The sequence below is a fragment of the Streptomyces sp. NPDC079141 genome (assembly GCF_040686775.1).
Taxonomy (GTDB): Bacteria; Actinomycetota; Actinomycetes; order Streptomycetales; family Streptomycetaceae; genus Streptomyces.
The window spans coordinates 22,061-36,017 of sequence record NZ_JBFBLP010000014.1; the positions used below are offsets into that span (position 1 = coordinate 22,061).

The 13,957-nt window shown below is 70.2% G+C and carries 11 protein-coding genes; 9 read left to right on the plus strand and 2 right to left on the minus strand.

What is annotated here, in order from left to right:
- The first annotated feature begins 122 nt into the window (after window positions 1-122).
- The 5 genes from AB0Q90_RS30410 (at window position 123) to AB0Q90_RS30430 (ending at window position 8,020) form a co-directional block, all read left to right on the plus strand.
- Window positions 123-2,039: a tetratricopeptide repeat protein gene (locus tag AB0Q90_RS30410; RefSeq protein ID WP_363163310.1), complete on the plus strand. Its 1,917-nt coding sequence runs from the start codon at window positions 123-125 to the stop codon at window positions 2,037-2,039.
- A gap of 78 nt (window positions 2,040-2,117) precedes the next feature.
- The gene (locus tag AB0Q90_RS30415; RefSeq protein WP_363163185.1) at window positions 2,118-3,476 is read left to right on the plus strand and encodes an extracellular solute-binding protein; all 1,359 of its coding nucleotides are present in this window, start codon (window positions 2,118-2,120) and stop codon (window positions 3,474-3,476) included.
- 10 nt (window positions 3,477-3,486) lie between these two features.
- The gene (locus AB0Q90_RS30420; protein WP_363163186.1) at window positions 3,487-4,362 is read left to right on the plus strand and encodes a sugar ABC transporter permease; all 876 of its coding nucleotides are present in this window, start codon (window positions 3,487-3,489) and stop codon (window positions 4,360-4,362) included.
- Window positions 4,363-4,367: 5 nt separating this feature from the next.
- Window positions 4,368-5,195 (plus strand): carbohydrate ABC transporter permease, encoded by an 828-nt coding sequence (locus AB0Q90_RS30425; protein ID WP_363163187.1) that lies wholly within the window; start codon window positions 4,368-4,370, stop codon window positions 5,193-5,195.
- A 47-nt stretch (window positions 5,196-5,242) separates the two neighbouring features.
- Window positions 5,243-8,020, plus strand: a complete 2,778-nt coding sequence (locus tag AB0Q90_RS30430) for a tetratricopeptide repeat protein (protein ID WP_363163188.1) — start codon at window positions 5,243-5,245, stop codon at window positions 8,018-8,020.
- Here AB0Q90_RS30430 and AB0Q90_RS30435 read toward each other — a convergent pair.
- Window positions 8,017-8,460: a PPOX class F420-dependent oxidoreductase gene (locus AB0Q90_RS30435; protein ID WP_363163311.1), complete on the minus strand. Its 444-nt coding sequence runs from the start codon at window positions 8,458-8,460 to the stop codon at window positions 8,017-8,019. The genes AB0Q90_RS30430 and AB0Q90_RS30435 overlap by 4 nt on opposite strands.
- Window positions 8,461-8,742: 282 nt before the next feature.
- Here AB0Q90_RS30435 and AB0Q90_RS30440 point away from each other — a divergent pair, with 282 nt between their 5' ends.
- A complete protein-coding gene (locus tag AB0Q90_RS30440) occupies window positions 8,743-9,378 on the plus strand; it encodes an XRE family transcriptional regulator (protein ID WP_363163312.1) in 636 nt (211 codons plus the stop codon).
- A gap of 20 nt (window positions 9,379-9,398) precedes the next feature.
- Here AB0Q90_RS30440 and AB0Q90_RS30445 read toward each other — a convergent pair whose 3' ends face one another.
- Complete coding sequence (locus AB0Q90_RS30445; protein ID WP_363163189.1) at window positions 9,399-10,424, minus strand: ATP-dependent 6-phosphofructokinase; 1,026 nt, start codon at window positions 10,422-10,424, stop codon at window positions 9,399-9,401.
- On the opposite strand from AB0Q90_RS30445, the gene AB0Q90_RS30450 reads away from it, so the two are divergent.
- Genes AB0Q90_RS30450 through AB0Q90_RS30460 form a run of 3 tightly spaced genes read left to right on the plus strand, consistent with a single transcriptional unit; the run spans window position 10,417 to window position 13,953 of the window.
- Window positions 10,417-10,683 carry a hypothetical protein gene (locus AB0Q90_RS30450; RefSeq protein WP_363163190.1) on the plus strand — a complete coding sequence of 89 codons (267 nt, stop codon included), beginning with the start codon at window positions 10,417-10,419 and terminating at the stop codon, window positions 10,681-10,683. The genes AB0Q90_RS30445 and AB0Q90_RS30450 overlap by 8 nt on opposite strands.
- A complete protein-coding gene (gene pta, locus AB0Q90_RS30455; RefSeq protein ID WP_363163191.1) occupies window positions 10,643-12,733 on the plus strand; it encodes a phosphate acetyltransferase in 2,091 nt (696 codons plus the stop codon). The genes AB0Q90_RS30450 and pta overlap by 41 nt, the downstream gene beginning before the upstream one ends.
- Window positions 12,730-13,953 (plus strand): acetate kinase, encoded by a 1,224-nt coding sequence (locus AB0Q90_RS30460; RefSeq protein ID WP_363163192.1) that lies wholly within the window; start codon window positions 12,730-12,732, stop codon window positions 13,951-13,953. The genes pta and AB0Q90_RS30460 overlap by 4 nt, the downstream gene beginning before the upstream one ends.
- Window positions 13,954-13,957 lie beyond the last annotated feature (4 nt).

Here is a 13,957-nt window from a genome sequence, read left to right on the forward strand (position 1 = left end):
TTCACGGTCCGGTGCCGCGGGCGACGGCGACACTCCCACCGCGCCCGCTGGGCTTCACCGGCAGGTCGGCCGAGCTGGAGCGGCTGCTGGGGCAGCTCGCGCCGGGGGCGGACGGACAGGCGGTGCTCATCTTCGCGGTGACCGGCATGGGCGGCATCGGGAAGACGGCACTGGCGATCGAGGCCGCGCACCGGGCGAGCGCGAGGGGCTGGTTCCCCGGCGACACGCTGTTCGTGGACCTGCGGGGGTACGACGACAATCCGGTGACCGCGGACCAGGCGGTACTGGCGCTGCTGGACGCCTTGGGCGTACGGGGTGCCGATCTGCCACCGACGGCGACGCAGCAGTACGACGCCTATCGCGCACTGCTCGCCGAACGGCAGGAGCGGACGCTGCTGATCCTCGACAACGCCTCGGATCCGGCGCAGTTCCTGGAGCTGCTGCCCGGTACCGACCGTCACCGGGTACTGATCACTTCCCGGGACCGTCCGGACTCCTTGCCGGTACGGCTGATCGACCTGGAGACGCTGCGTCCGGACGACTCCGTGGCCCTGGTGACCCGGGCGCTGCACGACGCGGACGAGCGGGACGACCGACCGGCGAGGGAGCCGTCGGCGCTGCGTGAACTGGCCGACCTGTGCGGCCACTTGCCGCTCGCGCTCCAGATCGCGGCGGCGATGCTGCGCAGACGGCGGCATCGCCCCGTCGCCGTACTGGTGAGAGAGATCAGAGACGCCGGGGACCCGACCGCCGTCCTCGACAACGGCAGCCCCGGCACCGATCTGTACGGCCGTTCCCTCGTCCTGAGGCCGGTACTGGAGACGTCGTACCGCCGGCTGGCGCCGGAACAGGCACGCCTGCTGCGGCTGCTGTGCCTCGCTCCGGGCACGGACAGCGGCACCGAGGCCATGGCGGCGCTGGCCGACCGCGACGAGGGGGCGGTGACAGGACTGCTGGAGGACATGGCCGCCGCGTCGCTGGTGTCCCCAGTGCAGTCGGGCGGGCGATGGCGGGTGCACGACCTGGTGCGGGCGTTCGGGGCGGGTGTGGTGGCGAGGGACGCGGAACTGCGGGAGGAGGGGGAGGAGGCACGGGAGCGGCTGCTGGTCTTCTTCTGGCGGTGGGCGTATGCGGCCAACACCCGGTTGCTCTGGCTGCCCGGAATGGCGGAGCCGGAGCGCTTCGCGGACCGGCCACAGGCACTGGCCTGGCTGGACCGGGAGCGGGCGGGGCTGGTGGCCGCCGTGCAGTGGGCGGGCGAAGGGCGGTACGCGCACTGGGCGATGAGGCTGGCCCTGTCGCTGGCGGAGTACCTGGAGTGGCGACGGTACTTCGACGACGCGATCACCGTTGCCGGTACTGCCCGGGAGGCCGCCTGCCGCGCCGAGGATCTCCACTCCGAGACCCGCGCCCTGACCGACCTGGGCATGGCCTTGGACGAGGTCGGGCGGGCGGAGGAGGCGATCGAGGCCCACACCCGCTCCCGCGACCTGTACCAGGCCATGGGAGACCTCGAAGGCGAGGCCGACGCGTGGAACAACCTGGGCTGGTCCCTGGGGGAGACCGGCCGGACGGAGGAGGCCATCGAGGCCCACACCCGCTCCCGCGACCTGTACCGGACCGTGGCAGCGCCCGGAGGCGAGGCCGACGCCTGGAACAACCTCGGCAGCGCCCTGAAGGCGGTCGGCCGGACGGAGGAGGCCATCGAGGCCCACACCCGGGCCCTCGACCTGTACCGGGCCACCGGAGACCACCACCGCAGGGGCAAGGCGCTCCACAACCTCGGCAATGTGATGCTGGCAACGGGCCGGATCGAGGACGCGATCAAGGCGTACTCCATGGACCTGGAGATCTGCCGCCAGTTCGAGGACTGGTACGGGACGGGCCAGACCCTCGATGCCCTGGCCATCGCCCACTCGCGCGCTCACCGACTCGCCGAAGCCCGCGCCTACTACCTTGAGGCCGCCGACGCCTACACCCGGGCCAACGCCCCCGACAAAGCCGCCACCGCCCAATCCGCCGCAGACGCATTGACCTGACTAGACCACCCCACCTACGTTCACACGGCAGCCATCCCCGCGCCACAACGAAGTGAGCCCGCTGGAGGTCATGCCGTCATGCCTGTGCGCCGCACCGCCGCGTTACTTCTCACCACCGCCCTCGCCGCAGCCGCGACCCTCACCGCCTGCGGCGACGACTCCGGAAGCGACCCGGACACCCTGAAGGTCTCCTTCAAGCAGTCCACGGACAACAACATCAAGGTGATGGACACCTTCCTCGCGGACATCAAGAAGCAGTTCGAGAAGAAGTACCCCGGCAAGAAGGTCGAGTTCATCCCCATCAAGGCCCCGGACTCGGAGTACTACACCAAGCTCCAGCAGATGCTCCGCTCCGCGAAGACCGCCCCGGACCTGGTCTACGAGGACACCTTCCTCATCAACTCCGACATCACCAGCGGCTACTTGAAGCCCCTCGACGGGTACCTCGCCAAGTGGCCGGACTGGAACGAGTTCATCGACACGGCGAAGGCGGCGGCGAAGGGCGAGGACGGCAGGACGTACGGCGTTCCGGACGGCACCGACACCCGCGGACTCTGGTACGACAAGGGCATCTTCGCCAAGGCCGGCCTGCCCACCACCTGGCAGCCGAAGACCTGGGACGACGTCCTCGAAGCGGCCCGCACGATCAAGGAGAAGGTCCCCGACGTCACCCCCCTCAACGTCTACACCGGCAAGCCCGCGGGCGAGGCCGCCACCATGCAGGGCTTCGAGATGCTGCTCTACGGCACCGAAGACCGGCTCTACGACGAGCAGTCCAAGAAATGGATCGCGGGCAGCCAGGGCTTCAAGGACGCCCTGACCTTCGTAGAGACCGTCTACAAGGAAGAGCTCGGCCCGGACATCTCCACCGCTCTCGACCCCAACATCCAGACCATCGTCCGCGGCGACCTGCTGCCGAACGGCAAGCTGGGCATCAACCTCGACGGCTCCTGGCTCCCGCAGGACTGGCTGGAGGGCAGCGGTCACGAATGGCCCGAGTGGTCGGACGAGTTGGGCCTCGCCGCGATGCCCACCCAGCACGGCCAGGCCCCCGGCAAGGTGAGCATGTCCGGCGGCTGGACGTGGGCGATCCCGGACAAGGCGGCCAACCCCGGCCTCGCCTTCGACTTCATCGAGGTGATGCAGACGAAGGCCAACGCCCAGAAGTGGTACGTCGCCAACTCCGGCATCGCGGTCCGCAGCGATGTCGCCGACGACCCCGCCTACGCCGACGCCCAGCCCGGCATCAAGTTCTTCACGGACCTGGTGGCCAGCACGCACTACCGGCCCGCGTTCCCGGCGTACCCGAAGGTCTCCACGGCCGTCCAGGAGGCGATGGAGGGCGTGACGACGGGGGACGTGTCGGTCGAGGACGCGGCGAAGAACTACGACGAGGAGCTGCGGACGGCGACCGACGACCAGGTGATCGAGAAGTGAGCCCCCGCGCATGAGGAGCACGAGGACCATGCGGAGGACGACCACCCGCTTCCTCACCCTCTCCCCCGCCGTCGTCCTCCTGCTCCTCTTCCTCGCCGGCCCGATCGCCTACTGCGCCTGGATCGCCTTCACCGACCTCCAGCTCACCGGCCAGGCCGAGGAGTCGTTCGTCGGGTTCGAGAACTTCCGTACGGCGTTCGGGGACGAGGCGTTCCTGAACGCCGTATGGCTCACGCTCGTCTTCACGGTCGTATCGGCGCTGATCGGCCAGAACACGCTGGGCCTGGCGCTCGCCTCCCTGATGCAGCGCGCGTCGAAGCCGGTGCGCACACTGACGGGCGCCGTCGTGATCGCGGCCTGGGTGCTCCCGGAGGTCGTCGCCGGGTTCCTCCTCTACGCCTTCTTCCGCCGCGAAGGCACCCTGAACGCCATCCTGGACTGGCTCCATCTCCCCTCCCAGAACTGGCTGTTCACCCTCCCGATCCTGGCGGTGTCGTTCGCGAACGTCTGGCGGGGCACGGCGTTCTCGATGCTGGTCTACTCGGCCGCCCTGAACGAGATCCCCAAGGAGATCACCGAGGCGGCGGAGGTCGACGGCGCGAGCGGCTGGCGCCGCATGTGGCACATCACGCTGCCGATGATCCGCCGCTCCATCGGCACGAACCTGATGCTCATCACCCTCCAGACCCTGTCCGTCTTCGGGCTGATCTGGGTGATGACGAGGGGCGGGCCGGGCGGCAGGAGCCAGACGCTCCCCCTGTTCATGTACGAGGAGGCGTTCCAGAAGAGCATGATCGGCTACGGCACGGCGGTGGCGCTGTTGTTGCTGGTGGTGGGTTCGCTGTTCTCGGTGGTCTACCTGCGGCTGCTGCGGACGGAGGTGTAGCGCCCTTGCGGTCCCGAAGAACGACTCGCCGCCTGGCCGCCGACGCGGGTCTGCTGGCCGTCGCGGCGGCCTTCGTGCTCCCGCTGGCCTGGGTGGTCCTCTCCTCCCTCGACCCGCGCGCGGACCTGACGGTGAAGGTGCCGGACGGCGTGACGCTGGACAACTTCGACGCGGTCCTGACGGACGAGATCACCTTCACGCCGCTCCTCAACAGCCTGCTGCTGTGCGGAGGCGGGACCGCGTTGACGGTGGCGTGCGCGGCACTGGCGGCGTACCCGCTGTCGAGGTTCCGCTCCCGCCTCAATCGCCCCTTCCTCCTGACGATCCTGTTCGCGACCTGCCTGCCGATCACGGCGGTCATGGTCCCGGTGTACGCCCTGTTCGTCCAGGTCAACCTGATCGACACCATGCGGGGCACGATCTTCTTCTTCGCCGCCTCCCAACTCCCCTTCGCCATCTGGCTGATGAAGAACTTCATGGACGGCGTACCGAAGGAACTGGAGGAGGCGGCCTGGACGGACGGGGCGAACTCCCTCCAGTCACTCATCCGGATCGTGCTCCCCCTGATGGGCCCGGGAGTCGCGGTCGTGACCGTCTTCTCGTTCGTGATGATGTGGGGGAACTTCTTCGTCCCGTTCATGCTGCTGCTGACACCGGACCAGATGCCGGCGGCGGTGAGCATCAATGAGTTCTTCGGGAACCGGGGATCGGTGGTGTACGGGCAGCTGGCGGCGTTCTCGGTCATCTACTCGACGCCGGTGATTCTGCTGTACGTGCTGGTGGCCCGGCGGCTGGGCGGGGGGTTCGCGCTGGGCGGGGCGGTCAAGGGGTGACCCCCAACTCCCCCTCTGATCAGGGGACTTCGCAGTACCTTGAGCAGGTGCCCACCATCGCCGTGCTCACCGCCCTCCCCCTCGAATACATGGCGGTCCGTGCCCACCTCACGGACATCGAGAAGCGCGTGCACCCCGAGTACGGCACCCGGGCAGAGGTGGGCCGGCTGCCCGGAACCCCCTGGCAGATCGCGCTCCTTGAGATGGGCGAGGGAACACGCGGGGCCGCCGCGCTCACCGAGCGCGCGATGACCTGGCTGACCCCGCAGGCGGTCCTCTTCGTCGGCGTGGCGGGCGGCCTGAAGGAGGACATCGGGATCGGCGACGTCGTCGTCGCCACCAAGGTGTACGCCATCCACGGCGGCAAGGAGACCCCCGACGGCTTCCTCGATCGCACGGAGACCTGGCAGGCCCCGCACGACCTGGAATCGGCCGCCCGGCACGCCCTGCGCGGCAAGCCCCACATCCACTTCAAGCCCATCGCCGCCGGTGAAGTCCTCCTCGCCGACGCCGACTCCCCTCTCGCCCACCGCCTCCGGCAGCGCTTCAACGACGCGGTCGCCATCGAGATGGAGGCCTCCGGCGTGGCGCACGCGGCCCATCTCGCGGGCGGGGCGGGCGCGTTGATCATCCGGGGCATCAGCGACAGGGCGGACGCGGGGAAGTCGGCGGCGGACGCACGGGGCTCCCAGCCGGAGGCTGCCGCCCGGGCGGCGGAGGCGGCGGTGGCCGTACTCCACGAATGGGAACCCAAGGAGAAGCCGCTCCAGCACCACGGCCCCGTGCCCACCGCCTCGACCACCCTCCCGCCCCGCCCCCTCGGCTTCACCGGACGATCGGCAGACCTGTCCCATCTGCTCGCCCACCTCACCCCCACCCCCGACGCCCCGACCGCGCCCCCGCTCCTCATCTCCGCCGTCACCGGCATGGGTGGCATCGGCAAGACGGCACTGGCGATCGAGGCCGCGCACCAGGCGTGTGCGCAGGGCTGGTTCCCGGGCGGGATGCTCTTCGTCGATCTGCGGGGGTACGACGACAATCCGGTCACCGCGGACCAGGCGGTACTGGCGCTCCTCGACGCTCTCGACGTACGCGGCACGGATCTGCCGACGTCCACGGCACGCCAGTACGACGCCTACCGGAGCCGGCTCTCCCAGCACCAGCCGCGCACCCTCCTGATCCTCGACAACGCCTCGGACCCGTCCCAGTTCCTTCCCCTCCTCCCCGGCACCGGCCATCACGGTGTCCTGATCACGTCCCGCGACCGCCCCGACTCGCTCCCGCTGCACACCGTCGACCTGGAGACCCTCTCCGAGGCCGACTCGATCGCCCTGGTGACCACCGCCCTCAGCAACGACCCGCGCGACGACCGCCCGTCCCGCGAGCCGGAGGCCGTCCGCGAACTGACCGCTCTCTGCGGCCACTTGCCCCTCGCCCTCCAGATCGCCGCCGCGATGCTGCGCAGACGCCGCAACCGTGACATCGCCACCCTGGTGGCCGAGATCAGGAGGGTCGGAGACGCGCTGACCGTCCTCGACCACGGCAGCCGGGGCACGGACCTGTACGGCCGTTCCCTCAGCCTCCGCCCGGTCCTGGAGACGTCGTACCGCCGGCTGCCGCCGGACCGCGCCCGGCTGCTGCGGCTGCTCGCCCTCGCCCCGGGCGCCGACGCGAGCACGGAGGCCGTGGCCGCGCTCACCGGCCTGGACCTGGATCTCACCGCGAGCCTGCTGGAGGACCTGACCGCCACCGGTCTCGTCACGGCCGTGAAGGCACCGAGAGGTGTGCGCTGGCGACTGCACGACCTGGTGCGGGCGTTCGGGGCGGGCGTGGTGGCGGAGGACGCGCTGCTCCGGGAGGAGGGGGAGGCGGCGCGGGTTCGGCTGCTGGAGTTCTACATGCACTGCACCGTAAGGGCGGACAACCGGCTGGAATGGCGTCCGGGGGTGGAGGAACCGGAGCTGTTCACGGACCGGGCCCACGCACTGGCGTGGCTGGACGCGGAGCGGGCGGGGCTGGTGACCGCCGTGCAGTGGGCGGCGGGCGAGAAGCGGTACGCGTACCAGGCGGTCTTCCTGGCCAACTGCCTGGATGTGTATCTGCGTTGGCGCCGGTACTTCGACGACGCCATCACCGTGGCCCGCACCGCGCAGGAGGCCGCGCACCAGGCCGGGGAACGCGGCGCCGAGGCCGTCTCATGGACCGCCCTGGGCAGCGCCCTGCGGGAGGCGGACCGGGTGGAGGAGGCCATCGAGGCGCACACCCGCTCCCGCGATCTGTACCGGGCCAGGATCGACCGCCGGGGCGAGGCCATCGCCTCGCACAATCTCGGTAACGCCCTGCGGGACGCCGGCCGGATCGAGGAGGCCATCGAGGCCCTCACCCTCGCCCGGGACGCCCACCACGCCTCCGGGGACCAGCGCGGCGAGGCCGACGCCTGGACGAACCTCGGCCTCGCGCTGATCAAGCAGGACATGGTGGAGGACGCCATCGACGCCCACAGCCGGGCCCGCGACCTGTACCAGGCCGCCCGTGACCGCCACCGCGAGGGTATGGCGTGGAACAACCTCGGCTTCGCCCTGGACGATGCCGGCCGGATGGAGGAGGCGGTCGAGGCCTACCGCAAGGCGCTGGAGACCCACCGGGAGTTCGAGGACTGGTACGCGACGGGCGCCACCCTCTTCAACCTGGCTCTCAACCACAAGCTGACCCACCGCACCGCCGAGGCCCGGACGCTCTTCCTGCAGGCCGCCGATGCCTACGCCCGCGCCAACGCCCCGGCCGAGGCCGACGACGCCCGCGCCCGGGCCGAGCAGCTGGGCTAATCGCCCTGCGGCAGCACCCCCGCCCGAAACGCCTCCACCCCCACCACTCTCCGCACCCGGTCCGCCTCGATCAACAACATCACCCGCCGCTCCCCGGGCAGCAGCCACGGGTAGCGCTCCTCCCCGATGTACTTCTTCGCCAGCCGGTCCATCGCCCGCTCCGCCGGCTCCCCCTCCACGAACCGCACGACCCGCCCCCGGATCTCCGCCCGGTCGTAGGGGTTCTCCGGGTCGTGGTGGGACAGCGAAACGAACGGATTGCGCCGCAGGTTGTCCACCTTGATCCGCCCGATCGACGTGTTGACCATGACGTACTCCCCTTCGATGTCCGCCCACATGGGCGAGACGTGGGGAGCCCCGTCCGGACCCACCGTCGCGAGATGCCAGAAGTTCGGAGCCAGAAGCCGCTCGCGAATATGCCCGCCGAGCTTGCCGTTCATCGGCACACCACCCTCCGGGGTGTCCACGCGATCACCCCGGCGCCATACTCCTCACCACTCCCGCCCCACCGACAGGCGATCTTCGGCCACCCCGCCTCCGCGGCCGGATCCGTACGTTCCTACAATCCGTAATCCTGGCCGAACAGACCGTAGTCACCGCACTCCCGCACCCTTAGCTTGAGGGCCGTGCGCCGACCCCCAGCTCAACCGAACCAGCCCCCCACCCCGCCGACACCGCCGTTCAACGCCCCCGCCGCCCGCCGGCTCCGTGCCGCCCTGAACATGGGCCCCGAACATGTCGCCTACGGCATGCGCGTGTCGTACGGACTCCCCTATGTCACCCCGGACCTCGTCACCGCCTGGGAACGCGGGGTGTTCTCCCCCTCCAACCCCGAACTCACCGCTCTCGCGGGCGTCCTGTGGTGCTCGCCCGGCGAGCTGCTCGGCCGGCCGCGGACGCTGCGTGAGCACCGCATGTCCCGCGGGCTCGCGCCCGAGGACGTCGCCCGTGCCGTGGGGCACGAGCTCCACGTCTATCTGCGGATGGAGGAGAGCGACGACTGGCGCGGCACCGACCGCCAGTCCGCCGCCCTCGCCGATCTCCTCGGGCTCGCCCTGCCCGACTTCGTCACCGTCACCGGGCGGGACGACAAGCTCGCCGATCTGCTGCGCAGCGCGGTGACGACGCGCTGGCAGGCGTACGTCCGCCCGATCGGCAAGTTCCTCCCGCTGGAGCGGCGGATCCTGGAGGACGCCCTCCAGGATCTGCACGCCGACTACCACGGTCAGATGGTCGCCACCCTGAGCTGGGGCGGGAGCGGCGACAGCGGATCCAGCGCGTCGGGGCGGGAGTTCCTGGAGCGGATCGTGGAGCACTTCTGGACCCGGGTCAGTGACCGTTCCCCAGGTGGGGTCTGAGCGGGTCCACGCAGCGCGGTCTAGAAGACCGACTCCGCCTCGTCCATGCGGTCCTTCGGGACCGTCTTCAGCTCGGTGACCGCCTGGGCCAGCGGCACCATCACGATGTCGGTGCCGCGCAGCGCGGTCATCCTGCCGAACTCGCCCCGGTGCGCGGCCTCCACCGCGTGCCAGCCGAAGCGGGTGGCGAGGACGCGGTCGTAGGCGGTGGGGACGCCGCCGCGCTGGACGTGGCCGAGGATGACCGGCTTGGACTCCTTGCCGAGGCGCCGCTCCAGTTCGAAGGCGAGGGCCGTGCCGATGCCCTGGAAGCGCTCGTGGCCGAACTGGTCGATCTCGCCCTTGCCGTAGTCCATGCTGCCCTCGGCGGGGTGGGCACCCTCGGCGACGCAGATGACGGCGAACTTCTTGCCGCGCGCGAAGCGTTCCTCGACCATCTTGACCAGGTCGGCGGGGTCGAACGGGCGCTCGGGCAGGCAGATGCCGTGCGCGCCGGCGGCCATGCCGGACTCCAGCGCGATCCAGCCCGCGTGGCGGCCCATGACCTCGACCACCATCACCCGCTGGTGCGACTCGGCCGTCGTCTTCAGGCGGTCCATCGCCTCCGTGGCGACGCCGACGGCCGTGTCGAAGCCGAAGGTGCGGTCCGTGGAGGAGATGTCGTTGTCGATCGTCTTCGGGACGCCGACCACCGGCAGACCGGCGTCCGACAGCATGCGGGCCGCCGTCAGGGTGCCCTCGCCGCCGATCGGGATGAGCGCGTCGATGCCGAAGTCGCGGGCGATGTCGGGGGCGTTCTCGCAGGCCTCGCGCAGCCGGTCGCGCTCCAGGCGGGAGGAGCCGAGGATCGTGCCGCCGCGGGCCAGGATGCCGCTCACCGCGTCCAGGTCGAGGGTGCGGTAGTGACCGTCGAGCAGACCCGCGTATCCGTCCTCGAAGCCGATGACCTCGTCGCCGTACTGGGTGAGCGCCCGGTGCACGACCGACCGGATCACTGCGTTCAGGCCGGGGCAGTCGCCGCCTGCGGTGAGAACTCCGATGCGCATCGTGCTGTGTCTCCTGCTCGCTGTTGATACCGGTGAGCCATTCCGATTGTTTCACGTCCCGCAGGACACTGTCGCTTCCGCCTGGTCCGTCCCCATCCGCCCGTTCCAGCCTTCGATCCTGACGGGCGCCTTATCTATCGACAGAGGTATTGTCAAGAGGGTTCTGCTCACCTCGGTGGGCGATTTTTATGACATCGAAGGTGAAGGGGAGACCACGCGTGACGCGCAGCGTGTACGTGACCGGTATCGATCGCGGTGACGGCCGCCAGGTCGTGGAACTGGGGGTCATGGAGCTGCTGACCCGGCAGGTCGACCGGGTCGGCGTCTTCCGTCCCCTCGTCCACGACGGCCCCGACCGCCTCTTCGAGCTGCTGCGCGCCCGCTACCGGCTGGCGCAGGACCCGGCGACGGTCTACGGCATGGACTACCACGAGGCGTCCGCGCTCCAGGCCGAGCAGGGCACCGACGAGCTCGTGTCCACCCTCGTCGACCGGTTCCATCTGGTCGCGCGCGACTACGACGTGGTCCTCGTCCTCGGCACCGACTTCGCCGACACCCAGCTCCCCGACGAGCTCTCCCTCAACGCGCGGCTGGCGAACGAGTTCGGGGCCTCCGTCATACCCGTCGTCGGCGGCCGCAAGCAGACCGCCGAGGCCGTGCGCGCCGAGACCCGCAACGCCTACCGGGCCTACGACGGACTCGGCTGCGACGTACTCGCCATGGTGACCAACCGGGTGGCGCGGGAGGACCGCGACGAGATCGCCGAACGGCTCGCCAACCGGCTGCCGGTGCCCTGTTACGTCCTGCCCGACGAGCCCGCCCTGTCCGCGCCGACGGTCTCGCAGATCGCCCACTCCCTCGGCGCGAAGGTGCTCCTCGGCGACGACTCGGGGCTGGCCCGCGACGCGCTCGACTTCGTCTTCGGCGGTGCGATGCTGCCGAACTTCATCAAGGCCCTGTCCCCGGGCTGCATGGTCGTCACCCCGGGCGACCGCGCGGACCTGGTGGTGGGCGCGCTGGCCGCGCACAGCGCCGGCACCCCGCCGATCGCCGGCGTGCTGCTCACGCTGGACGAGCGGCCCGGCGACGAGATCCTCACCCTCGCCGCCCGGCTCGCCCCCGGCACCCCGGTGATCTCGGTGCCCGGCTACAGCTTCCCGACCGCCGAGCACCTCTTCGCCATGGAGGGCAAGCTGAACGCGGCCACCCCGCGCAAGGCGGAGACCGCGCTCGGCCTGTTCGAGCGGTACGCCGACACCGGCGACCTGCTCAAGCGGGTGAGCGCCCCGAGCAGCGACCGCGTGACGCCGATGATGTTCGAGCACAAGCTGCTGGAGCAGGCCCGCTCCGACCTGCGCCGCGTGGTGCTCCCCGAGGGCACCGAGCCGCGCGTGCTGCACGCCGCCGAGGTGCTGCTGCGCCGCGGGGTGTGCGAGCTGACCCTGCTGGGCCCGGAGGACCAGATCCGCAAGAAGGCCGCCGACCTCGGCATCGACCTGGGCGAGACCCAGCTGATCGACCCGGCCACCAGCGAGCTGCGCGACTCCTTCGCCGAGAAGTACGCCCAGCTCCGCGCCCACAAGGGCGTCACCGTCGAGCTGGCCTACGACGTCGTCTCCGACGTGAACTACTTCGGCACGCTGATGGTCCAGGAGGGCCTGGCCGACGGCATGGTGTCGGGGTCGGTGCACTCGACGGCCGCGACCATCCGCCCCGGCTTCGAGATCATCAAGACCAAGGCGGACACGAAGATCGTCAGCTCGGTCTTCTTCATGTGCCTCGCCGACAAGGTCCTCGTCTACGGCGACTGCGCGGTGAACCCGGACCCGAACGCCGAGCAGCTGGCCGACATCGCCATCCAGTCGGCCGCCACCGCCGAGCAGTTCGGCGTGGAGGCGCGGATCGCGATGCTGTCGTACTCGACAGGTACGTCCGGCTCCGGCGCCGACGTCGACAAGGTGCGCGAGGCGACCGAGCTGGTGCGGCTGCGCAGGCCCGATCTGAAGATCGAGGGGCCGATCCAGTACGACGCCGCCGTGGAGCCGTCGGTGGCCGCCACCAAGCTGCCGGGATCGGATGTCGCCGGGCAGGCAACGGTTCTGATCTTTCCGGACCTCAATACGGGCAACAACACCTACAAGGCCGTGCAGCGTTCGGCCGGCGCCATCGCCGTCGGCCCGGTGCTGCAGGGTCTGCGCAAGCCCGTCAACGACCTGTCCCGCGGTGCGCTGGTGCAGGACATCGTCAACACCGTCGCCATCACGGCGATCCAGGCCCAGTCCCCCATCGAGAAGGCGTCCCAGCAGTGAGCTCGTCCCGCGGCACCCGCGTTCTAGTCCTGAACTCCGGCTCCTCGTCGGTGAAGTACCAGCTGCTCGACATGAGCGACCACAGCCGGCTCGCGGTGGGGCTCGTCGAGCGGATCGGTGAGGAGTCCTCCCGGCTCAAGCACACCCCGGCGGGCGGCGAGGCCCGGGAGTGGACCGGCCCGATCGCCGACCACGACGCCGCGCTGAAGGCCGTGTCGGCGGAGCTGGCCAAGGACGGCCTCGGTCTCGACTCGCCGGAGCTGGCGGCGATCGGGCACCGGGTGGTGCACGGCGGCAAGCACTTCACCGAGCCGACCGTGATCGACGACGCCGTGCTCGCCGAGATCGAGCGGCTGATCCCGGTGGCCCCGCTGCACAACCCGGCCAACCTCACCGGCATCCGCACCGCGCAGGCCCTCAGGCCGGACCTGCCGCAGGTCGCCGTCTTCGACACCGCGTTCCACACGACGATGCCGGAGTCGGCCGCCCGCTACGCGATCGACGTGAAGACCGCCGACCAGCACCGCATCCGCCGCTACGGCTTCCACGGCACGTCGCACGCGTACGTCTCCCGGGCGACGGCGAAGCTGCTGGGCAAGGCGCCAGAAGAGGTGAACGTCATCGTGCTGCACCTGGGCAACGGCGCCTCGGCCTCCGCCGTGCGCGGCGGCCGGTGTGTGGACACCTCCATGGGGCTGACGCCGCTGGAGGGGCTGGTGATGGGTACGCGCTCCGGAGACATGGATCCCGCCGTCATCTTCCATTTGATGCGCGTTGGCGGAATGTCCACGGACGAGATCGACACTCTTCTCAACAAGAAGAGCGGGCTGATCGGCCTGTGCGGTGACAACGACATGCGGGAGATCCGCCGCAGGGTCGACGAGGGTGACGAACAGGCGCAACTCGCCTTCGACATCTACATTCACCGGCTGAAGAAGTACATCGGCGCCTATTACGCCGTCCTCGGACGGGTGGACGCGGTGGCCTTCACAGCGGGAGTCGGGGAAAACGCGAGTCCGGTGCGGGAAGCTGCGGTGGCGGGCCTGGAGGAGCTGGGCCTGGTGGTGGACGGCGAGCTGAACGCCGTGCGCGGTGACGAGCCGCGGCTGATCTCGCCGGAGGACGCACGGGTGGCCGTGGCCGTCGTACCGACCGACGAGGAACTGGAGATTGCTACACAGACGTACGCGCTTGTAAATGGCTCACGGAATCTCACCTGAGCGG